Here is a 21073-nt window from a genome sequence, read left to right as displayed (position 1 = left end):
GCGGGTTTTGTCAATCAATGAGCGCGCTGTAAAGGGTGCCGGTTTCGTTGAGGGATGAAAGGGACTGGCCATAAGCTTCCGTGCAGGTTGCAAAAATTAAACATTATACAAGCTATGGTTTTAAATTGAGAATTGCTGGTTGAAATGTGCGAACAAACTGTCTGGTCGCAAAATATGGTTATGCGCAAACTGATAAAAATCAGCACGCTGAGCCGACCACTCATGCGCCGGTAAATCACGGGCCAAGGTTTCGACATTTCGCAAGTATAGCGACCAACTTAAGCGGCGAATGGTAAGGCCGTCAGCCCTGCGTAGCGCATCCGCGTTTTCGCCAACGCTGCCAGCAGCCGATAACACCCTCGCCGCTGTCGAATCCTCCAATTGATCTGGGGAAGGCATCAGACGATGTTCACTGGACAGCTCATATATTTCCTTTTCGATACTGTCGAGCAAATCTTGACCAGCGCGGCCTTGTAGCAAAAACAATTTTTGCTTATCCGATTGCAGCATGATTCGCGACGAACCCTGTAATTCTTCGCCTTGTTGAATCTGCCAGATTTTGCTGGAGTCGCCTTTTTTAGCTTTTGATCCGGCGGTATCCTGAAAAATACAGTCCTTGCCAAGACGTTCCTGCAAAAACGCCATAAAGTCATCGCTGTTAGCAATCGTAGCTGTATCGCGAAGTACCAGAAACATATCATCCACATAACGCCCATAATGCACGGGAGCAAGCTTCTGCTTGATCAGGCAATCCCAGCGATGCAACAACACATTGGAAACAATTCGACTGGCGGTTAAACCAATCACCAAACCACCAGCGATCTTCGCTTTGCCCTTAATTGTTTTTTGAGCAAAACGATCTGCCTGCTCTGCCCATTTAGCTAGAAATTCCGCCAATTGCCGGGTAAACACTTGTTCTTCTTCCGTTAATTCCAGACCTAATTCCCGATGTAAATCAGGCAATGCCAGCGCCATTGGATCGACAAAATGGTAATAGCTTTTTAAATCCAACGAGACCGCGATGATGTCCCGGTCTTTCTCCAATTCGCCACGTATGGCTTGCAAGCCATCGTTACGCCATTGTTGATACGGCTGGAAATACGGGGTGAACGAACCAATTGCACTGATATGAAACGGCTTAGGCGCATGCTTGTCGAGCAATTCATCGTTGCGTATCCGCCTGAGTCGTGCGCCGTAACAGTTGTCGTCCAAACAGGCATCAAACTTATGCCCGACCATATTGATCCACAACGAGGAAATGATGTGACTATCAACGGGAAAGTCACCAACAATCCGAAACTCGGGGATTAGATCATTGTTTTTAGTCAGATGTTCGAAAGCCCGTTGCGAGTTCGAAAAATGCACATGACCATTGCCAGCATCCGCTTTGGGCTTGAATGACAGCTTCTTGGGTAGCAGGCGAAATTCGCCCAAATAACCGTCGTTCTCCGCGAAACCTTTGCTAGTTTGCAGGCTGGAAAGAAGAACATTCAGATTAGCCAACAGGTCTTGCTCATACTCGGCGAACTTGATGGCAGTGGGAAAGGTATTTTCGAAAAAACAATCCGCCTTGGCCTTGCGATAGGCCACCAACAAGTCTTCGAGGGTCAGGTTTTGCCAGCCGTTAAAGTTTGCTTTATACGTCATTTATGCATTCAGAATTTAGTTCTTATATTAATTTTTGTACTGAATTAGCCAAGCGTTTTTCATTTCCTATTTGAGTTGTATAAAAGCGTTGCTCAATTCCGTAAAGTAACAGCTTCAGTTCTTCGTCAGACGTAATTTCGAATTTTTTATTCTCTGCGTCAAATTTAAGTTTCTCCTTACAATAGCTGTCGATGTAAGACAGCATCTGATCCCTATCTTCATCAGGCATAGCAGCAAGTGTACTCATAGCCAGCGCTACTCGCTTACGATTCGGTTTGGACACCTTTTCAACGCCATATTCCTCCGATAATTCAACAAAAGATTCATCGAGAAACGCCTCTACTTCTTCCTGTGTAGCCTCCTTGTACAGATCGTCAATTCCTGTAAAAATGCTGGATATAGTCGCGAGATTACGGAACACAAGCGTATCGAAATCCTTTTGGTAAATCGCGTCTGGCATTGGATTGACAACTAATCGCCTACCACCGTTTTCCAGTTCAGCAATCTCACCAAATACGATCATCTTTCTGGTAACAAACAACGATGGAGTGATTTTTTGGAAATAGTAGTAATTTCCCTGAAAGGAGCACAGATAAGCAATTTTTGAAAATTTATCTTTGGGTAGATCATCGTATTCCGAAGATACAAAATCCTTTTTTAGTAAATCGATGCAATATGGCTGTTGGCTGAACTGTTCAATCTTGAACCAGGAATCTTCATCAAGGTTATGATCAGGATTGTATTCAACAAAGTCCATCCCTTGTAAGGAAACGTCAAAGAGTGTTTGATCTGACAGCAACTTGAAGAATTTCTTTTTGCCATTTCCTTTAACCTTAGCAAGTACCTGATCCATGCATTAACCTCGTTCGATAAATGTGTAATTATTAATTCGATACGCAGCCGAAATCTCAATATCAGCCGGTGTTTTATAGAGTTGACGACTTATTAAAAATATTGCAGCGCCGTTCTTAGTGGTGATGTTGTAAAACTCGAAACCGAAAAGCAGAAACAATGGATTGAAATACAGTGCTTGCGACAAAAAAGTAAAAACAAATAACACGCTATAAACAAAGACAAGGGTTTCCCAATTTCCCACGCTCAGGACTACGAAAAAATAACCTAAATAGCTGGGCAGGAAACTATTGTTGGCATGTTCTATACTAATGGTCTCTCCTGTTTTAAAACTGTCTCTACCCAACTTTGAACTGAGCAAAATACTTAAGCCCGTCAACAAAATAGGCACCAACAAGTAAATAGCGTAAGAAATAACGTTTGGCAGAGCTACTAGATGTTGAAGAATCCCCCCAATGTGTGCCCCTTTTGAACCAGAAAGATAATAACCAATAGCGACGTCGCATTAAAGGTCAGTAGTAGCCTAAACACGTAATTCATTGTTTTATCGTCACTTGGCCGTTCATTAGCATAGGGAGGAGCCATTCACGCAGTTCAATGAGCTTATAATTCTCAAAAGCTAACGTCATAATTTGCTCGTAAATAGGATCAAGTTTCTTGTAGTACTCTTCAAGTACACAATCAGTAGGTAACACTATGGGACTTTCATCAATAACACGCTTGTTAATATGCGGCTGTTGCGCCCCCGTTCTAAGCCCCATTAACCTAGGAACTTCGCTGCAAAAATAAGGATAAATAAAAGAACTCTTCAAACGAGAACACTCTTTGATTCCGACTACCGATTGATTGGTTGCCGCATCAATCCCCAATATTGACGGCCTGATATAACGGACTATCGAAATAACCACTGTTCCCTTTGGCAAAAGGGTTGCAGCTGAATCCTCGAGACCCTTTTGCGTAATTTTTTGCTCGGAGCCGACCACTGGGAATGAGGCTGTTTCAGCAGAACTAAGCCATGGAATATCAGCATTTTCCCAGTAATCATCAACTTCAGTTGATGGCGTACCTCCAAGCGCTGTTTTAGCAATTTTGCCAACAGTTGTTGTTTCCCACTCCTCCGGTATTTCCCGTTTTAGGATTGGGTTGTAGGCCATTTTGCCGCCCGAAGATTTGTAGGGTTTGCCGTTGGTGGCGGGCTTGCCTTGGGCAAAGTCGAAGGGAAAGTCGAACTGCACAAACCAGTAGTCATACAAGGTCTTCGCCATCGCTTCCAACTCGGCGTTGATGCGGTTGTTGAGTTCGATTTTGGCGTCTATTACAGAAAATACTTGGGCTATTTTCGTCTGTATATCGCCACTTGGGACAGGCACTTCAAGCTCTCGTATAGAGGCTAGCGACAGGTTCTTAATTGTTGATCCTGTCGCAATATTCCACATCTGATTTTTAACCTCTTTTAACTGGAGGTAGTAGTACAAATAATCTATGTTAATACCTTTACACTTGATGTAAGCAGCACTTTTGCCAAGAATAATTTCCTCACCGTTATATTTAGCAAGGCTACCCAAAGTGCCGTTTATTGACATAAAAAGGGTGTTTTCATCGAATTCAATAAAGTATTTTTCGAATTCTTCTTGATCAACCCGTTTTGTATCTTCAGTAATGACAATAGCCCCTTGCTTTAAGTTATTCCCATTAACAAAAGGGAAGCCACCTGTTTCAACGTAGATAGGTGTGCCATGAATACCATCCCCTATTTTTGAAGTAAGAATCGACAATGGTTTTTTAGGCCAAACGATATTACTCATATTTCAGCCCAACCAACTGATTTTTGATTTCCACCTCTAATTCCCGCGACTGACCAAACAAGCTTTCCAGATTATCGCTAAAACCTTGCATTTTGGCGGCAAACTCTTCAGGCGTAATATCGACATATTCAATCTTGACATCGAAATACTGGCCCGCGCTGAGCGAGTAATTCTTCGCGACGATTTCGTCGTAACCAACCACCACCGAAAAATCTTCTTCCACCCGCTTGGCATTGAACACGTCGATGATACGCTGCTCTTCTTCCGGGCTGAGCACCGTTTTCTGGTTTTTGCCTTCTTTAACTTTCTGCCCCAGATTGGAAGCGTCGATCAGCACGACTTTATCTTTATTGCCGGCGTCAATAAACAGAATGGAAACATTGGTACCGGTAGTCGCGAAGATATTACTGGGCATGGACACCACCCCGGCCAGCATCTGGTGTTCGACCAGATGCCGACGAATAGCTTTGTCAATACCGGCTTGAGCAGTGATAAAGCCGGTCGGCACCACCACGGCCGCCTTGCCACCGGTATTAAGCGAGTAAATGATGTGCTGCAGAAACAATTGGTAAATTTCCATCTTGTCCGTGGCTTTGGCTTTGACCTTGGGTATGCCGGCAAAGAAGCGCTGCTGGTTGGCCTTGGTGTCCAGCTCGTCGCGGTAATCGCTGAAATCCAGCTTGAAGGGCGGGTTGGAAACGATGTAATCGAAACGTTTTAGCTCGCTGCCATCCTTATGGTAGGGATGCAGCAAGGTGTTGCCCTGGATCACTTGCGGAATGGAGTGCACCAGGTTATTCAGGATCAGGTTCAGGCGTAACAGATTGGAAGATTTTTGCGAGATATCCTGAGTGTAAATGCTGCAGCGGTTTTCGCCGATGGCGTGGGCCACATTCATCAGCAGCGTGCCGGAACCGGCGGAAGGGTCATAAACGCTGACGTTTTTGATCTGACCTTGCTGGGGTTTGGGCACCTGAATTTCCGCCATGATCCGCGCCACCGCATGCGGAGTAAAATATTCGGCATACTTGCCGCCGCTGTTGCTGTTGTAGTCCTTGATCAGGTATTCGAAGATCGTGGCGTAGAAGTCAAATTTCTGGGTGAAGATACGCTCGAAACTAAATTCCACCAGTTTGTTGATAATTGCGCGACAAAAATTATCACGTTTGGAATCGTCGGCGATATAGTTACTGAGCCGATCGAACAGCACTACCTTGGCACCGCCGTCGGTTTTGACCGCGAACACATCGTTATTGCTGATGGCGATGTCCATCAGAGTGTCGTCGAACAGCTTGGCGAAATCCGGCGCGTTTTGCTGACTGAACAGGTAATTGATGAAATGCCTGGGTTTCAGGCGTGCGGTATCCGGGCCCATCCGCATTTGCAGCATTTCCAGATCGTCTTCGCTAAGCTGAGTCAGTGCTTCTTCCCACTTGTCAGCATTGGCGATGGCTTGATCCAGCTTTTTGGCTTCGAAGGCGAATTTGTCGTTTAAGAACTTGTACAGGAAGGTTTGGGTAATGATTTTGAATTCGTTGCCATCGTTGCCCAGGCCATAATTGGCACAGATGCTTTTCAGGCTGTCGATCAAGGCTTTGGTTTTTTGTTGAAACTCCTGCTCTACCAATGGCGTGCTCCGGTATTAAATTCTTTCAGATATTCCGCGACGACCAGATGATTGATGTAACGAGAGGCGTCGGGGTTGAGGGTGATCTGTTGCTGATCCATAAAGCGACTAATGACCAAGGGCATCATGGCCCGTTCAAAATAACTTTCGTTATCCAATATCCGGGTATTTTGCAGCACTTGTGCGTCGGCGTCCTGCTTTATGCCGATCAGCGCTTCGAAGATTTTGCGTTCGGAATCAGAAATGCCACCGCGCTCAATCAAACGTTTATGGATGCGGGTGTATTTGGCATCGCCTTGGTACTTCTGCTGCAGTTGGTTGTTCTGACGGTTCAGTTCTTTGATGCGCTCATGGATTTTGTTAAGGGTATCGATGTTGGCGGTCATTTCATCCTGAGTGATTTCTGACAAATTCTTTTTCTTGAACAAGCGCTCCAGTTCTTCTTTTAAAGTGACGAATTTAGGATCTTGCTGGTCGATATTGCTGGCCAGCGCTTCGCGGGTGCGGCGCAAGGTATTTTTCAGCTTGTCGGCCAATACCAGCTCTTCTTCGCCGATTTTGATGAACTTGAAGATCACGTCTTCCAGCGCCACGTTCAGCAGGTTGGTGGTGTCTGTACCTTGTTCCAGTGTTTCCTTGAGATTGAGTAAATCCAGGTGGTTGCTCGTTTCCCGGTAGAGTTGATTGAGTTTTTGAAAATCCAGCGTTTCCAAAAAGCCGTATTCACCCTGCAAGCGGATCAGGTTATACAGACTTTTGGCATCGGCCAGGGCCTTTTTCAAAGCCAGTACGGTTTCCCGGTCTTGTATCGCGCTGATCTGCTGAGAAAATACTTCGGCGTTTTCGGTATCGTAACGGAACAATACGTCCTTGATGTGTTCGATTTCGGCAGCGATTTCTTCCTGGGATTTGAACAAGTGGGAGTAATGCTCCATCTCGTCGCCGAGTTCGGCTTGCAATTCGTCGAAATAGGCTTTGTTGGTAGCATCGAACTCCTGGCGAATGTCGGCAAAGTCCACCACGTAGCCGTAGCGAAAGTCTTTGTAAGTGCGGTTGACCCGCGTCAAGGCTTGTAAAAGGTTGTGCTTACGAATCACTCGGCCCAGGTAGAGTTTCTTCAAGCGTTTGGCATCGAAGCCGGTGAGCAGCATGTTGTACACAAAGAGAAGGTCAATTTTGCCCGCCTTGAAATCTTCCACCCACTCTTTGCGTTCTTCCTTGCTGCCGACATCGTGCAGAATCAAAGCTGCCGTTCTGACCTTGTTGTCTTGTTTGTGTTTGACACGATAAATGCCCGTCTCTTCTGCCGCCTGTTTTAGCCTGGGAAAGTCGGGGTCATTGGCAGCTGCTTCTGCCGGAATAGGGGCTTTTGCGTATTGAGCATTGAATAGCTCGAACAATTGCCGGGCTTGTTCTGCACTGTCGCAAATCACCATACCACCGATACTGGCATCATTTAAAGCGCCCCGGCTTTTTTCGAAGTCGGTAACGATGTAATCGAGCATTGGTTCAACAAAGGCAGGATGGGCGTAAACCCGTTTCCTGTCAACGTCGCCTTGCAATACTTCCGCTTCCGCCAGTGCTTGTTGCAGGGCAATTTTATAATGGGTGGCAATCTCTTCCCGAATCAATCGCAAGGTGTAACCGTCGGCAATCGAGGCGTTGTAGTAATACTTGTGTATGTAGTCGCCGAACAGCGTGCGCGTGTTGTAATCGTCTCCCAGCAACGGTGTGCCCGTCAGGCCAATTTTGACCGCATTGCGATCGGACTGATCCAGATTTGCCAGGAAGCTGCCTTTAGGATTGTAGCTGCGGTGAACTTCGTCCAGAAAGTAAACCCGCTGAATGGCAACGTCATAATCCTTGCTAGATACTACATCCGGGTCATCCTTGAATTTTTGAATATTGACGACTGTGATCTCAGGCTTACCGGAATGATTGTGAATGACTTGTGTCGCTTTGATGTCTCGGCTGAAGGCTTCGCGCGAGTTGATGGTATACACGGTCAAACCGCGACTGGTAAATTCCCGGTGCGCCTGAGTCAGCAGATCAATCCGATCGACGATGAAATAGAACTTGGGGACGATTTGCCTCTGCTGAAAGTAATCGGTCAAAAAGCGCACGTTAAAGTAGGCCAATGCTGTTTTACCGCTGCCTTGGGTGTGCCAGATGATGCCTTTTTTAATCCCTACGTTAAGTTTACGCTCAATGGCTTTGGTAGCGAATAACTGCGGGTAACGCATGACGTGTTTTTGTACGCCTTCATTTTCATGCGCATAGACCAAGGCGTAGCGCAGCATGAAAGCCAGCCGCTCACGGCTCAGCAACGAGGTGCAAGTGCGATTGGTCGGCCGGTTGGGGTCTTTGTTGGTGATGAATTCCGGATTGTAGCGAATGACATCAAGGTTATTGTCTTTCAAGACGTTGAGTTCCATCTCGTCTGAGATGGGCTTGAGCAATGCTGTTAAATTCAACTGCTCTTCTTCGCGGAAGTAGTTGAATTTGGCCTCCTGATAAGAAGGAGTGGCATAAAACGCACCTTGAATCGGTTGAAAATCGGCGTCGTCATACTCCATGTTGTTAGAGAAGATCATCAACTGGGTGATATTTGCAAAGCGCTTGAATTTGGGATTTTGGAACCGTTTATTGATACGGTCTCGTTCCGCCACTATACCTTCACGGTTATTAGGTTTTTTAACCTCAATGAACACCAAAGGCATGCCGTTGATTAGCAGTGTGATGTCAGGTCGAAACTCTTCATCACCGTTTTGGTAGGTCAGTTCGGTCACGACATAAAAGTCATTGTTGTTGAAGTTCTCAAAGTCTATCAGCTTAGTACCGGAACGGTCCGTAAGCTTGTTGTAGAAAGCTTGACCAAGATCATCGTTGTCTAAAGCGAGTTTGACATCCACCCACATACGATCAACATCGGCATCGGCCACGCCGGGATTGATCTTGCAAATTGCGGATTTAAACAAATCGGGAAAGAGGTTGGATTCCAAATCCCATCGCTGTTCCTTCAGCGATAAGTATTGGTAACCGAGGCGAACCAAATGCAGGATGACTGGAATCTTGACGCGCGTATCTTCAGTGAACTTCATGCAATCCTTTATAAGAAAGTTAAGTCTGCTAACCAGCGCCGACTACTTCAAATGTGGCCAGTAATTTACCGACCACTTCAAAACACATTCAATTACAATATGAATCTGACATGACAATTTATTTACTAAACATCCAAATTAGTCACATCCAATGCATTTTTAACAATAAAATCTCTGCGTGGCTCAACCACATCGCCCATCAAGGTTGTAAAAATCTCATCAGCAGCAATTGCGTCTTCTATTCTTACTCTGAGTAATCTGCGGCTGTTTGAATCCAGCGTCGTTTCCCAAAGTTGTTCGGGGTTCATCTCTCCCAAACCTTTGTAGCGCTGTATATGCTGTCCCTTTTTTACTTCCCTCATCATCCAATCAAACGCTTCTTTAAAACTCTTTATATTATGCTTCTTCTCACCCATCTGAATGAATGATTCATCACTGAACATGCTGTAAGTATCTTCTGCGTACTGAGCAAATTTTCGATAATCATTTCCTGTGAAAAAACTATTCTGCAATACAAATGTTTTGGTATTGCTATGTAAACGTTTGTTCACGATGATTGAAAATTCATCCATAGAACGGTAATCCAATTCAATATTAAAGAGTGATTTTTCAACTGACTTTAATAATAGCGATTCCAGCTGTCCTATCCACGCAACAAATTCTTCTTTACTTTGTTTGATTTCATCGGTAATGACAGGCATATATACAATATTTTCCAGAAAAATATCATCGTACTTTCGCGATAAGCGATTGATTATGCTGACCACGTCGACATACTGTTTAGCCAGTTTTTCAAGTCCCTGGCCTTGAATCGGAGGTGCACTTGGGACCGTAAACAACTGAGCTTTATCCAGGGCCATTTGGATTAAATACTCATTTAATCCTGCATCATCTTTAACGTAATGCTCTTGTTTGCCTTTTTTAACTTTATATAACGGTGGCTGAGCAATATAGATGTAACCTTTTTCAATTATTTCGGGCAATTGTCTATAAAAGAATGTCAGCAATAAAGTTCTGATATGAGAGCCGTCAACGTCTGCATCGGTCATGATGATAATGCGGTGATACCGTAGTTTAGCTAAATTGTATTCATCCTTACCTATGCCACAGCCTAAAGCTGTTATCAGCGTCCCTACTTCCTCTGACGATATCATTTTGTCGAAACGAGCTTTTTCTACATTTAATATTTTACCCTTCAAAGGCAATATGGCTTGCGTACGCCTGTCTCGCCCCTGTTTGGCAGAACCGCCCGCTGAATCCCCTTCCACTATGAATAATTCTGATAAAGCGGGGTCTTTTTCCTGACAGTCAGCCAATTTACCTGGTAAACCCGCTATATCCAATGATGTTTTCCGGCGAGTCATTTCTCGCGCTTTTCTTGCTGCTTCACGAGCCCGCGCAGCTTCAATTATTTTTCCAACAATTGTTTTAGCAGTTTGAGGATGTTCTAAAAGAAACTCTTGAAACTTTTCATTCATCGCTGATTCGACTAAAGGCTTCACTTCCGATGAAACCAGCTTATCTTTTGTTTGAGATGAAAACTTGGGGTCCGGAACCTTAACCGATAATACCGCTGTCAATCCTTCTCTCGAATCGTCGCCGGAAGTTGCAACTTTTTCTTTTTTTGCAATACCACTAGATTCAATATACTGATTGATAGTCCGCGTTAATGCCCCTCTAAATCCAGCTAGATGACTTCCTCCTTCACGTTGAGGAATGTTGTTGGTATAGCAAAATACATTTTCCTGGTATGAGTCATTCCATTGCATTGCAACTTCAATCGTTACTCCTTCCCTCTCTGCTATAAAGTGAAATACATCAGGAAACAAAGGTGTTTTATTTTTATTCAAATGCTCAACAAATGCGCCTATACCACCCTCAAACTCGAACACATCTTTTTTATCAGTACGTTCATCTTCTAAACTGATTCTTACGCCTGAATTAAGGAATGAAAGCTCTCTGAGCCTTTTCGCCAAAATATCATAATGAAACTCAACATCTGCGAATATTTGCGGGCTAGGTTTAAAATTTATTTTTGTTCCGCTTCCTTCTGTCTTGCCGACTGCGGCTAAGGGAGCAACCGGTTCACCCAAAATGTATTTTTGTTTATATAACTGCCCACTTTTCCTAACCTCAAGGTTAAGCTCTTCCGACAAAGCATTAACAACAGAAACCCCTACTCCATGTAATCCTCCTGATACTTTATACGAGTTGCTGTCAAATTTTCCACCCGCATGCAAAACCGTCATAATAACTTCCGCAGCAGAACGTCCCTCTTCCTCGTGAATATCGACAGGGATGCCTCTTCCATCATCAGCAACTGTTACTGATCCATTGCTGTGAATAATGACTTTAACTTCTTTACAATGCCCTGCCAGCGCTTCGTCGATTGAATTATCGACTACTTCGAAAACCATATGATGTAAACCCGATCCATCGTCAGTATCACCTATATACATCCCTGGTCTTTTTCTGACTGCATCTAATCCTTTAAGAACCTGAATACTTGTACTGTCATATTGCTGATTATTATTTTCTGTCATGTTTTACACTTTTATTATTGTAATGTTTCACGTGAAACTATTAACTTCATCAATTTCGCCCTGTTTCACGTGAAACATTTTGAAATTTTTAAGTCCACTAATGTCACCAAATTCATTAACTTCAGTAGCAGTTAGAAAAACTTGAAAACTAAGTTGTGAAAGATAGCTAAGTAATTTGTTTCTATTCACCCAATCTAATTCAGCTGTGAAATCATCGATTAAAATACAGCCATTATTATTATGCTCCATAACCATCAGTTTAATTTGGGCCAATTTCAGTGCTAAAACAATGCACTTTAGTTGCCCTCTTGAAACAAAGTCCTTAGCCAAGCGTTGACCGATCAACAATAGCAAGTCTGACCGGTGAGGACCGCTATGAGTAAAACCATAGCGTATATCTTTTTCAAGATCATTATTAAGACTAGATAGGAAGCCCTTACTTTTATCCCAGCCTAATTGAAACAAAATATTTATATCATCAAGAGAAATAAATTGAGTTAAAACGTCTTTAAAAACGGGTAATAAATTCTGAACATAAAGTTGTCTATGTTCGTTTACGATAATGCCGTAATTGACTAATTCATTAGTCCAAACCTCTAATTGCTTGATGTTTCTCATTTTTAACAAAGCATTACGCTGTAGCAAAGCTCGTTTATAGTTACGCCAAGCGATTAGAAAATGTTCATTTAAATTAAAAATGCCCCAGTCAATAAATTCTCTTCTGATTTGCGCACCGGCATCAAGCAGGCGATAACTTTTTGGGTCAATCAACAAGATAGGTAGAGAATAAGCCAGAAGATCTCTAGATTGCTGAGATTGGTGATTAATTCTAATTTCACTGGATTTTCCATCCAGTTGAATGCCTAATTGACAGTTAATCCCGTTTTTTAATAAGACGCTTCCGCTAACCGTAAGTTGACTTTCATCATACTTGATGGAGTGCTTGATCGTTGTAGTCCTATATGACCGGGCACGACCCAGCAGAAAAATAGCTTCAAGTAACGCACTTTTACCACTCGCATTTTTACCATATATCAGATTGAGGCCAGGCGAAGGTATCAGTGTGGCTTTTTGAATGTTTCTAACGTTGTAAATAGTGAGTTTCTGTAAACTCATAAATTACAAATCTATCCACTTAGAGGCGCATGGGCATAACAATGTATCGATAAGGCTGTGCTACCGGTTCCTCAAAAATGCAACTGCTCAAATTGCTTGCAATTGAAATAACCGCTAATTCAGAATCCATATTACTTACGGCATCGAGTAAATATTGCGCGTTGAATGAAATTGTTAATTCATCTTGATATTCAATAAATAATTCTTCTTCGGCCTCTTCATGCTCAGGGTTATGCGCTGAAATTTTTAAACTGTTAGGCGATATTTCAATAGAAATTCCTTTGAATTTTTCATTGGACAAAATAGCAACTCGGGTTAGCGCATCTTTAAGAATTTGTCTTTGAACGTAGATAGGGTTGCGGAAATCCTGGAGAAATACTTTATTAAAGTCGGGGTAACGTGCATCAACTAATTTTGCAGAAAAAATAATATTTTTTATGACGACTTTAATATTGTTAGATGAAAATTGTACTGATAGATCCGTTTCAGGATCATCCAGTAGACGCAACAATTCCATTACGCCTTTTCTAGGAATGATGATTCTAGCCTCATAGCCAGTCGGCGATTGTAATTCATTTTCGTAAACAGATAAGCGATGACCATCTGAAGCAACCATCCGAAGTTTAGAATTTGAAATATTAAGCATCAAACCATTCAAGTAATAACGGACATCTTGATTAGCCATACAAAAAACAGTCTTTTCCAAAGCCACTTTTAGCAGACCTGCATTGATATAAAATTGATTTTCAAGTGGGGTTTCAGAAAATTCTGGATAATTTTCTGCAGGTAAAGTGCTTAACGAAAACCGGCTTCGCCCAGAAAGAACTTTCATTTTCTCATTTGTCAGTTCAAATTTTATCTCTGCCTGACTAGGTAACAAGCGGCAAATATCCAATAACTTTCGGGCTGGGATAGTTATTTCGCCGGGCTCCGTCGAATAATCAAATTTAATATTTGCCATAATTTGAATTTCGAGATCGGTCCCTATTAATTCCAAATTATCAGCTGTTAATTTCATATGCACATTTGACAGAATTGGCATGGTCTGTCTTTTTTCAATAACACTGACAATTTGCTGCAATGGAATGAGTAATTGCTCTCTATTAATAATAAATTTCATATTCTTAAAATATTTTATTATTACTATTAAACCAGTTAATATCTGTTAATAAACCCATTTTTTCCTTTATAATCAATAGTTTATATAAATTAATAAGTTGTCTAAAACCCTGTGGATAAGCTCTTAACAAAGAAAGGTTAAAAATCTATGTATTTGTAAATCACGAATAATCACACCTTATTCACAGTTAATGTGACAAGGTTCTCAACAGGTTCAAATAGTCTTCTTCCATTTTTGAATCAGAATCTCTTAACTCTGCAATCCTCTTGCATGCATTAATTACAGTGGTATGGTCACGGCCACCAAATGCTTCGCCAATTTCTGGAAAACTATGTGAGGTAAGCTCTCTGGCCAGGGTCATCGCAATTTGTCGAGGCCTGGTTATGGACTGCCTCCTGTTTTTTGAAGATAAATCAGCTACACGGATTTTAAAATATTCAGCCACTGTTTTCTGTATATTTTCAACACTTACCAATTTATCCTGAAGCGATATAAGGTCATGTAAGGCCTCTTTTACAAACTCTGTGGTAATTTCCCTGCCGGTAAATTGAGAATTTGCAATAACCCTTCTTAGAGCTCCTTCTAAGTCTCTTACATTGGAAGGAATTCGCTTGCCAATAAAAAACGCTACTTCTTGTGGTAACTCGACATTGACTAATGCTGCTTTTTTCATAAGAATAGCCGCCCTTGTTTCAAGATCAGGTGGCTCAATAGCAACAGGTAATCCCCAACCAAACCTTGATTTTAATCGATCCTCAAGGCCTACTATTTCTTTGGGATACTTATCACAGGTTAAAACGACCTGGTGCTTTTTTTCCAATAACGTATTAAACGTGTGGAAAAATTCTTCTTGTGAACGCTCTTTTCCAGCAAAGAATTGAATATCGTCGATCAGCAGAGTATCTACGCCTCGATAATATTCTTTGAAAGTATTGATGGCGTTTTGCTGCAAAGCTTTAACCATGTCCTGCACGAATTTTTCTGAGTGCAGATAGACAACGTTAGCGGATGGATTTTTCTGTAATATGGCATTACCTATTGCATGCATCATATGGGTTTTACCTAATCCCGATGCACCATAAATGAGAAGCGGGTTGTATGCTTTGCCGATATTTTCAGAAACCTGAATAGACGCGGCTTTTGCCAGCTGATTTGATTTTCCTTCTACAAAATTATCAAAGGTAAATGCGCGATTTAAAAAATTGGGCCTGGATTTCTTTATTTCACTTGATTTATTGGATTGCAATGGTAAGGCTGTAGTTGACTTTTTTGATCCTATTTCAAGCGTTAATGTCAAATTACCATTTGAAAATTCATCAATAGCATTTTCAAGTTTATTTAAATGATGTTCTTTAACCCAATCAAGAACAAAACGGTTAGGTGCCAAAAGCTTGATATGATCGTCGCTTTCAAGCGCTTGTAATGGCCTGATCCAGGTGCTGAACTCGGAAGGTGCTATTTCGTTTTCAAGTTTGACAAGACAGTTATTCCAGATGGAGCTCATTAGTAATTTTGATTAACAAATTAAGTGTTGTGACGACAAAATATGGGTCATTGTAACATGAAACAAAGTGAGTTTAATTGACAAAATAGGTCAAGCTATTTTATGATCCCGAATCTTTTTATCCGTTTTTAATTAACAACCACTTCATCAGGATGCAGACCAATGAAAAGAACTTATCAACCCAGTAAAATCAAACGCGCAAGAACTCATGGTTTTCGTGCAAGAATGGCAACAAGAGGCGGTCGTAAAGTGCTCAACGCTCGCAGAGCGAAAGGCCGTGTAAAATTGTCTGTCTAGTCTTTGAATAAGATATTAAGTTTCCCTCCCTATTTAAGGTTAAGGAAGCCAGCAGAATATAAAAAGGTATTTGCCAACCCTGTAAAATCAAGCGATAGCTATTTTACGCTACTAGCAGCAAGCAATCACAGTGATTGCCCAAGGCTTGGTTTGGCAATTGCTAAAAAAAACATTAAGCGGGCTGTAGATAGAAACAGACTTAAAAGAACAGTTCGCGAGAGCTTTAGAATGCAACAGCATAAGTTATCAAATATCGACATAGTTGTTTTAGCACGAAAAAGTGCAGTTGATGTCTCTCCAGAAGTACTGAGAAAGTCATTGGAAAAACATTGGCTTAGGTTGGTAAACAGATGCGAATCTTGCTCATAGCAGTGATAAAGTTTTATAAATACTTTATAAGTCCTTTGCTAGGGAATAGCTGTCGTTTTTATCCAAGCTGTTCAAGTTATGCTTTAGAAGCGCTTCATATGCATGGGGCGGTCAAAGGCTCCTATCTTACGATCAGAAGATTACTCAGATGTCACCCTTATCATGAGGGTGGATTTGACCCAGTTCCAAAAATATTTGGTAAAAAAAATGGATAACATAAGATTTATACTGATTGTCATTTTTGCAATGATAAGTTATATGCTGTGGCAAGCATGGCAAATTGATTACGGTCCAAAGCCTGCCATAGCAATATCTGATCAGCCTGAAGTAGCAACTAAGGGTGATTTACCAGCAACAGTAGATGCATCTGATTTGTCACAAGCTCAAGGTAGGAATGACACAAATGCGCCTATGGCATCTGTTTCCACTACCGGACAAATCATTACGGTAAAAACGGATGTATTGGCACTTGAGATCAATACTCAAGGCGGAACTCTACAAAATCTTGATTTACTCAATTATCCTCTAGAAAAATACAATACTGTTGTTCAAGGGATTAGAGAAACATTTGGTTTGTCACCTTCAGAAAAAGACACAACTCCTATCCGTCTTTTCAATACGGATAAAGAAAAATTATTTCTGGCACAAAGCGGTTTGATTGCCGAGAACAGTACTTTAAGTGCTGCTAATCACCATAGCGTGTTCAATGCTGAAAAGAATAATTATGAATTGATAGATGGTCAAGATACTATTGAAGTCCCTCTGACATGGACAGATGGTAAAGGCTTAGTCGTTACCAAGACTCTTGTATTCAAAAGAGGCAGTTATGAAATAAGCTTGCTTCAAAATGTAAAAAATAATGGAACTACGTCCTGGTCAGGGCGGCAATATAGCCAATTATTGAGAACTCCTTATTCCGATGCATCGGCTAATACCTTTATCAGGACCTATGCAGGAGGAGTGGTTTACACAGAAGAAGATAAGTATCAAAAAGTTAACTTTGACGACATGGCTAAAGAAAATTTGGCTATAAAAACTATAGGCGGTTGGAGCGCTATGATCCAGCACTATTTTGCTGCTGCTTGGGTACCACCTAAAGATGAAGAAAATAATTTTTATACCAAAGACCTTAAAGATTCTCGCTATGTCATAGGCTCTTATTCGCCTATTAAAACAGTTGAACCTAATGGGCAAGTTGAATTTGCCGCACAATTATTTGCGGGTCCTAAAATACAACCGTTGTTAGAGAAAGTCGCTACGGGTCTTGAGTTGACAGTTGATTATGGCTGGCTGACAGTGGTAGCTAAACCTATTTACTGGTTATTGAATCAAATCTACGGGTTTACTGCTAACTGGGGGTTTGCAATTATCGGCGTAACACTCACTATCAAATTACTGTTTTTTAAACTGTCACAGGCCAGTTTTATTTCCATGGCCAAAATGCGCAAAATCCAGCCTCGATTGAAAGAGCTTCAAGAGAGATTCGCTGATGACAGGCAGCGGTTTAACAAAGAAATGATGGATTTATACAAGCGCGAAAAAGTGAATCCATTGGGTGGTTGTTTACCTATTTTGGTTCAGATACCGGTATTCATATCGCTATATTGGGTATTAGTAGAAACGGTAGAACTTCGCCAAGCCCCTTTTGCTATGTGGCTGCAGGATTTGTCCGCGCAAGATCCGTTTTATATTTTGCCAATTTTGATGGGCATCACTATGAAGATTCAACAGAGTTTGAATCCAGCTCCTATTGATCCATTACAAGCAAAAATCATAAAGATGTTTCCACTTGTATTTACAGTATTTTTCCTCTTCTTCCCATCCGGGTTGGTAATGTACTGGGTCGTTAACAATACGTTATCTATCATTCAACAATGGTATATAACCAAAGGAATAGAAGAAGCTAAATAATACTGTGTGGAAACAATAACCGTTGATACTATTGCAGCAATTGCTACACCGCCGGGCAACGGCGGTGTAGGCATCATTAGAGTTTCAGGCTCTGATGTCACAAACATAGCCAAACAAATCATTAACAGGCCCCTAAAGGCCAGATTTGCGCTATTCACAACCTTTAGTGATGAAGATGGATCAATCATTGATTCAGGTATCACACTCTATTTTCCCGCCCCGGCCTCTTATACAGGCGAAGACGTATTAGAGCTTCAAGCTCACGGCGGGGCAATAATTTTAGATATTTTGCTTAAAAGAGTTTTATCGCTGGGTGCTCGAATGGCAAGACCTGGCGAATTTACTGAACGCGCATTTTTAAACAATAAGATCGATTTAGCGCAAGCTGAAGCCGTTGCTGATTTGATTGAAAGTAGCACAGAGCAATCTGCCCGTTCTGCACAAAAATCCTTACAAGGTTTGTTTTCCAGGCAGATTAACGAAATGGTTAACCAACTGACTGAGTTGCGAGCCTATGTAGAAGCCGCCATAGATTTTGTTGATGAAGAGATAGATTTTCTATCAGATGGTATGGTGGAAAGTAAGATTGAGAACATAGCTAATCAAATTCAAACCATATTGAATACAGCCTATCAAGGAAGGCTATTAAGAGACGGTTATACGATAGTCTTAGCAGGTAAACCCAATGCGGGTAAATCGAGCTTATTGAACGCCTTAGCAGGCCACGATGCGGCAATAGTCACTGATATCGCCGGCACTACACGTGACGTATTGAGAGAAAAAATTCAAATTGATGGTATGCCGTTGCATATCATCGATACTGCCGGTTTAAGAGAAAGCGATAATCCCGTCGAAAAAGAAGGTATACGAAGAGCCCATGAAGAAATCAAAAAAGCAGATGAGATATTGCTTTTAATTGATGTAAAAGACCCCGAACACCAATCGATAGTAGCCAGCTTTTCATCTGATGCCCACATCACAAAAATTTATAACAAAATTGACCTCTTAGGCATTGATCCAGAAATCAATCAATCTGCGCAAGGCACACAGATTTATCTATCCCTTAGAACAGGTCAAGGTATGGAGTTATTAAAGCAGCACTTAAAGGAAAGCGCCGGTTTTAAAGGCAATAATGAAAATGTATTTATAGCAAGAAGAAGGCATATAGAAGCCTTACAAAAAAGTCTAAATTTTGTGCAATCTGCTTTAATGCAATTAAAAACCAGCAAAGCAGGTGAATTAGTCGCAGAAGACTTAAAGCTGGCTCAACAGGGGCTTACGGAGATAACCGGCGAGTTTAGTTCGGATGATCTATTAGGGAAGATTTTTTCCAGTTTCTGTATAGGAAAGTAAACGAGAAAATCAACTTTTCAATAAAAATTACAATATCTTTATTCTATAAATCGGGACGTCGCAAAAGACAAACGTCCCGATAAATTAAGCTTTAGATTAAATCATGCCTTTTAATTCTTGAAATGCTTTTAATGCCATTTCAAGATGTTCTTTAGCACCTTTTACATCGTCAACTTTAGCTGCTGAGCGTGCTTTTTTAATATGAAGGTTTGCACGTGAACGCGCAATATCCACTTTGTCATTAGCGTTGATTTCCTTGCTCATATCAATTGCTTCTTTAGTGAGTTCTGTAATAGCAGGAGCATCACTTGATTCAGCGGCAACGAGAGCGGCTTTGATTTTTTCAACAGTTAGATCAATAGCTTTAGCAGGTGCATAGGTAATTCTTCCTGCGTCCGTTTCTGCCATAACAGTTGTTGAAGCTGCGCCCATTGAGCATGCGATTGCTAAAGAAAGAACTAATTTTTTAAAATTTTTCATTTTTTTTATTATCCTCATAATTTATTAAAAGAGATTATTTTTAGCAGTTATGCAGCCTGACACTTCCACAGAGCATGCCGCCCACCGCCGAACATTCTTGCATTAGTTGATTAAATTCCATCCACACGAGGTAATGGCTAAATTTAATCTAAAAACCCAGGATAGAATGCGAGAGTTCGATTATTAGGAAGATGTAAAAGATATGCTTTACACTGCATACAAGTTATTAGAAGCAAATCAACTTACATTCCGCGCCGATTCTAACACAGACGTAATTAATAACAACTGAATAAAATAAGGTTTTTATTCATTATCACTTTTTATAACAACATCCAAACTCTCACCGTTACAACTGATCAAGAAAAAGATAGGCGAGCAACAAACCGAGCAATCCTCATAATAATCCTGGTAGTCAACGGAAGTATCGATAAGTATGGAAATATTTTCGCCGCAATATGGACAGTCAATAAAATATTCATCTAACAAAGACATACTTAGACTTTTCTGAGCAATGCATCAAGCCAGCTGATTGGCAAGACGCGCTTCAAAAATGCAAATAGATAAGTAGGAAAAGTTACATAATACCGAATTTTAGGTCTTTTAGATTCAAGAGCATGTATCACTTTTTCAGAAACAGCTTCGGCCGGCAAAGTGAATGGAACAGCAGGTCCTTCTTTTTGCAATCTAGCCTCCATTTTCAAATATGTATTTTGATGAAAACTCTTTGAAATATCGATATTTTTTTTGTATAGAATAAAAGCATTCTTCCTAAAATCACTCAGAATCGGACCGGGTTCAATTATCGACAAATAAATTCCAGTTCCGTGAAGCTCTAATCTTAAAGTATCGGCAAGCCCTTCCAGCGCAAATTTACTGGCATTATAGCCCCCCCTATAAGTCATAGCGACAAGCCCTAATACTGAACTGTTATAGATAATTCTTCCGGAGTTTTGCTTACGCATGAGCGGGATTACAAGATTAGTCAATTCGTGCGTACCAAACAAATTCGTTTCAAATTGCTCGCGTAATACTTCTCGTGATAAATCTTCAACTGCCCCGGGCTGTCCAAATGCACCGTTATTAAATAACGCATCCAACTTTCCATTCGTCATAACAATGATTTGATCGATTGCTTCCTGAATACTTTGACTGTCTGCTAAATCCAGTCTGACGGATTCAAAACCTTCCTTAATTAATCGATCTACATCCTCTTGTTTTCTTGCTGAAGTAAAAACACGATGACCGCGCATCTTCAGTTGGGTCGCGGTTATATATCCTATTCCAGTCGAGCACCCAGTAATCAGAATTGTTTTATTGTCATTCATCTCAAGTCGTTAATCAAAGAAAG

At 41.3% G+C, this 21073-nt stretch carries 18 protein-coding genes; 5 read left to right on the top strand and 13 right to left on the bottom strand.

Annotated features, from left to right (window positions below; translation table 11 throughout):
- Nucleotides 1-120: 120 nt before the first annotated feature.
- The 10 genes from Q7V32_RS10455 to dnaA all read right to left on the bottom strand — a co-directional run bounded on the left by Q7V32_RS10455 (nt 121) and on the right by dnaA (nt 15315).
- Nucleotides 121-1647: a hypothetical protein gene (locus Q7V32_RS10455; RefSeq protein ID WP_304896921.1), complete on the bottom strand. Its 1527-nt coding sequence runs from the start codon at nt 1645-1647 to the stop codon at nt 121-123.
- Between the two features lie 22 nt (nt 1648-1669).
- A complete protein-coding gene (locus Q7V32_RS10450) occupies nt 1670-2500 on the bottom strand; it encodes an ATP F0F1 synthase synthase (protein WP_304896920.1) in 831 nt (276 codons plus the stop codon).
- Nucleotides 2501-2503: 3 nt separating this feature from the next.
- The gene (locus Q7V32_RS10445) at nt 2504-2881 is read right to left on the bottom strand and encodes a hypothetical protein (RefSeq protein WP_304896919.1); all 378 of its coding nucleotides are present in this window, start codon (nt 2879-2881) and stop codon (nt 2504-2506) included.
- 154 nt (nt 2882-3035) lie between these two features.
- Nucleotides 3036-4304, bottom strand: coding sequence for a restriction endonuclease subunit S (locus Q7V32_RS10440; protein ID WP_304896918.1), 1269 nt, complete (start codon nt 4302-4304; stop codon nt 3036-3038).
- The gene (locus Q7V32_RS10435) at nt 4297-5931 is read right to left on the bottom strand and encodes a class I SAM-dependent DNA methyltransferase (RefSeq protein WP_304896917.1); all 1635 of its coding nucleotides are present in this window, start codon (nt 5929-5931) and stop codon (nt 4297-4299) included. Before Q7V32_RS10435 ends, Q7V32_RS10440 begins: the two co-directional genes overlap by 8 nt.
- Complete coding sequence (locus Q7V32_RS10430) at nt 5925-9032, bottom strand: type I restriction endonuclease subunit R (protein ID WP_304896916.1); 3108 nt, start codon at nt 9030-9032, stop codon at nt 5925-5927. The genes Q7V32_RS10435 and Q7V32_RS10430 overlap by 7 nt, the downstream gene beginning before the upstream one ends.
- 125 nt (nt 9033-9157) lie before the next feature.
- Entirely contained in the window at nt 9158-11575 is a 2418-nt protein-coding gene (gyrB, locus tag Q7V32_RS10425) for a DNA topoisomerase (ATP-hydrolyzing) subunit B (protein WP_304896915.1), read from the bottom strand.
- A gap of 27 nt (nt 11576-11602) precedes the next feature.
- The gene (recF, locus tag Q7V32_RS10420; RefSeq protein WP_304896914.1) at nt 11603-12691 is read right to left on the bottom strand and encodes a DNA replication/repair protein RecF; all 1089 of its coding nucleotides are present in this window, start codon (nt 12689-12691) and stop codon (nt 11603-11605) included.
- A gap of 19 nt (nt 12692-12710) precedes the next feature.
- Entirely contained in the window at nt 12711-13811 is a 1101-nt protein-coding gene (dnaN, locus tag Q7V32_RS10415) for a DNA polymerase III subunit beta (protein ID WP_304896913.1), read from the bottom strand.
- Between the two features lie 187 nt (nt 13812-13998).
- Nucleotides 13999-15315 (bottom strand): chromosomal replication initiator protein DnaA, encoded by a 1317-nt coding sequence (gene dnaA, locus Q7V32_RS10410; protein ID WP_304896912.1) that lies wholly within the window; start codon nt 15313-15315, stop codon nt 13999-14001.
- Nucleotides 15316-15477: 162 nt separating this feature from the next.
- Here dnaA and rpmH point away from each other — a divergent pair, with 162 nt between their 5' ends.
- Genes rpmH through mnmE form a run of 5 tightly spaced genes read left to right on the top strand, consistent with a single transcriptional unit; the run spans nt 15478 to nt 19245 of the window.
- On the top strand, nt 15478-15612 hold the full coding sequence (gene rpmH, locus Q7V32_RS10405) for a 50S ribosomal protein L34 (protein WP_159659509.1): 135 nt from the start codon (nt 15478-15480) through the stop codon (nt 15610-15612).
- A 3-nt stretch (nt 15613-15615) separates the two neighbouring features.
- The gene (gene rnpA / locus Q7V32_RS10400) at nt 15616-15981 is read left to right on the top strand and encodes a ribonuclease P protein component (RefSeq protein ID WP_304896911.1); all 366 of its coding nucleotides are present in this window, start codon (nt 15616-15618) and stop codon (nt 15979-15981) included.
- On the top strand, nt 15963-16196 hold the full coding sequence (gene yidD, locus Q7V32_RS10395) for a membrane protein insertion efficiency factor YidD (RefSeq protein WP_304896910.1): 234 nt from the start codon (nt 15963-15965) through the stop codon (nt 16194-16196). Before rnpA ends, yidD begins: the two co-directional genes overlap by 19 nt.
- A complete protein-coding gene (yidC, locus tag Q7V32_RS10390; RefSeq protein ID WP_304896909.1) occupies nt 16189-17892 on the top strand; it encodes a membrane protein insertase YidC in 1704 nt (567 codons plus the stop codon). Before yidD ends, yidC begins: the two co-directional genes overlap by 8 nt.
- A 6-nt stretch (nt 17893-17898) precedes the next feature.
- Nucleotides 17899-19245, top strand: coding sequence for a tRNA uridine-5-carboxymethylaminomethyl(34) synthesis GTPase MnmE (mnmE, locus tag Q7V32_RS10385; RefSeq protein WP_304896908.1), 1347 nt, complete (start codon nt 17899-17901; stop codon nt 19243-19245).
- 96 nt (nt 19246-19341) lie between these two features.
- Here mnmE and Q7V32_RS10380 read toward each other — a convergent pair whose 3' ends face one another.
- The 3 genes from Q7V32_RS10380 to Q7V32_RS10370 all read right to left on the bottom strand — a co-directional run bounded on the left by Q7V32_RS10380 (nt 19342) and on the right by Q7V32_RS10370 (nt 21050).
- Complete coding sequence (locus Q7V32_RS10380) at nt 19342-19725, bottom strand: hypothetical protein (protein ID WP_304896907.1); 384 nt, start codon at nt 19723-19725, stop codon at nt 19342-19344.
- 303 nt (nt 19726-20028) lie between these two features.
- Entirely contained in the window at nt 20029-20217 is a 189-nt protein-coding gene (locus Q7V32_RS10375; protein ID WP_304896906.1) for a CPXCG motif-containing cysteine-rich protein, read from the bottom strand.
- Between the two features lie 2 nt (nt 20218-20219).
- A complete protein-coding gene (locus Q7V32_RS10370; RefSeq protein WP_304896905.1) occupies nt 20220-21050 on the bottom strand; it encodes an SDR family oxidoreductase in 831 nt (276 codons plus the stop codon).
- Nucleotides 21051-21073 lie beyond the last annotated feature (23 nt).

Source organism: Methylicorpusculum sp. (assembly GCF_030651835.1).
GTDB lineage: Bacteria > Pseudomonadota > Gammaproteobacteria > Methylococcales > Methylomonadaceae > Methylicorpusculum.
The sequence above is the reverse complement of the archived record's forward strand: the minus strand, read 5'-3'. Positions and strand labels throughout refer to the sequence as shown.

Bases quoted from the DNA above. Each gene is read 5' to 3' on its own strand.
- Q7V32_RS10455 (WP_304896921.1), bottom strand. From the start codon at position 1,647: ATGACGTATAAAGCAAACTTTAACGGCTGGCAAAACCTGACCCTCGAA.
- Q7V32_RS10450 (WP_304896920.1), bottom strand. From the start codon at position 2,500: ATGGATCAGGTACTTGCTAAGGTTAAAGGAAATGGCAAAAAGAAATTC.
- Q7V32_RS10440 (WP_304896918.1), bottom strand. From the start codon at position 4,304: ATGAGTAATATCGTTTGGCCTAAAAAACCATTGTCGATTCTTACTTCA.
- Q7V32_RS10430 (WP_304896916.1), bottom strand. From the start codon at position 9,032: ATGAAGTTCACTGAAGATACGCGCGTCAAGATTCCAGTCATCCTGCAT.
- gyrB (WP_304896915.1), bottom strand. From the start codon at position 11,575: ATGACAGAAAATAATAATCAGCAATATGACAGTACAAGTATTCAGGTT.
- recF (WP_304896914.1), bottom strand. From the start codon at position 12,691: ATGAGTTTACAGAAACTCACTATTTACAACGTTAGAAACATTCAAAAA.
- dnaN (WP_304896913.1), bottom strand. From the start codon at position 13,811: ATGAAATTTATTATTAATAGAGAGCAATTACTCATTCCATTGCAGCAA.
- dnaA (WP_304896912.1), bottom strand. From the start codon at position 15,315: ATGAGCTCCATCTGGAATAACTGTCTTGTCAAACTTGAAAACGAAATA.
- rpmH (WP_159659509.1), top strand. From the start codon at position 15,478: ATGAAAAGAACTTATCAACCCAGTAAAATCAAACGCGCAAGAACTCAT.
- yidD (WP_304896910.1), top strand. From the start codon at position 15,963: ATGCGAATCTTGCTCATAGCAGTGATAAAGTTTTATAAATACTTTATA.
- yidC (WP_304896909.1), top strand. From the start codon at position 16,189: ATGGATAACATAAGATTTATACTGATTGTCATTTTTGCAATGATAAGT.
- Q7V32_RS10380 (WP_304896907.1), bottom strand. From the start codon at position 19,725: ATGAAAAATTTTAAAAAATTAGTTCTTTCTTTAGCAATCGCATGCTCA.
- Q7V32_RS10375 (WP_304896906.1), bottom strand. From the start codon at position 20,217: ATGTCTTTGTTAGATGAATATTTTATTGACTGTCCATATTGCGGCGAA.
- Q7V32_RS10370 (WP_304896905.1), bottom strand. From the start codon at position 21,050: ATGAATGACAATAAAACAATTCTGATTACTGGGTGCTCGACTGGAATA.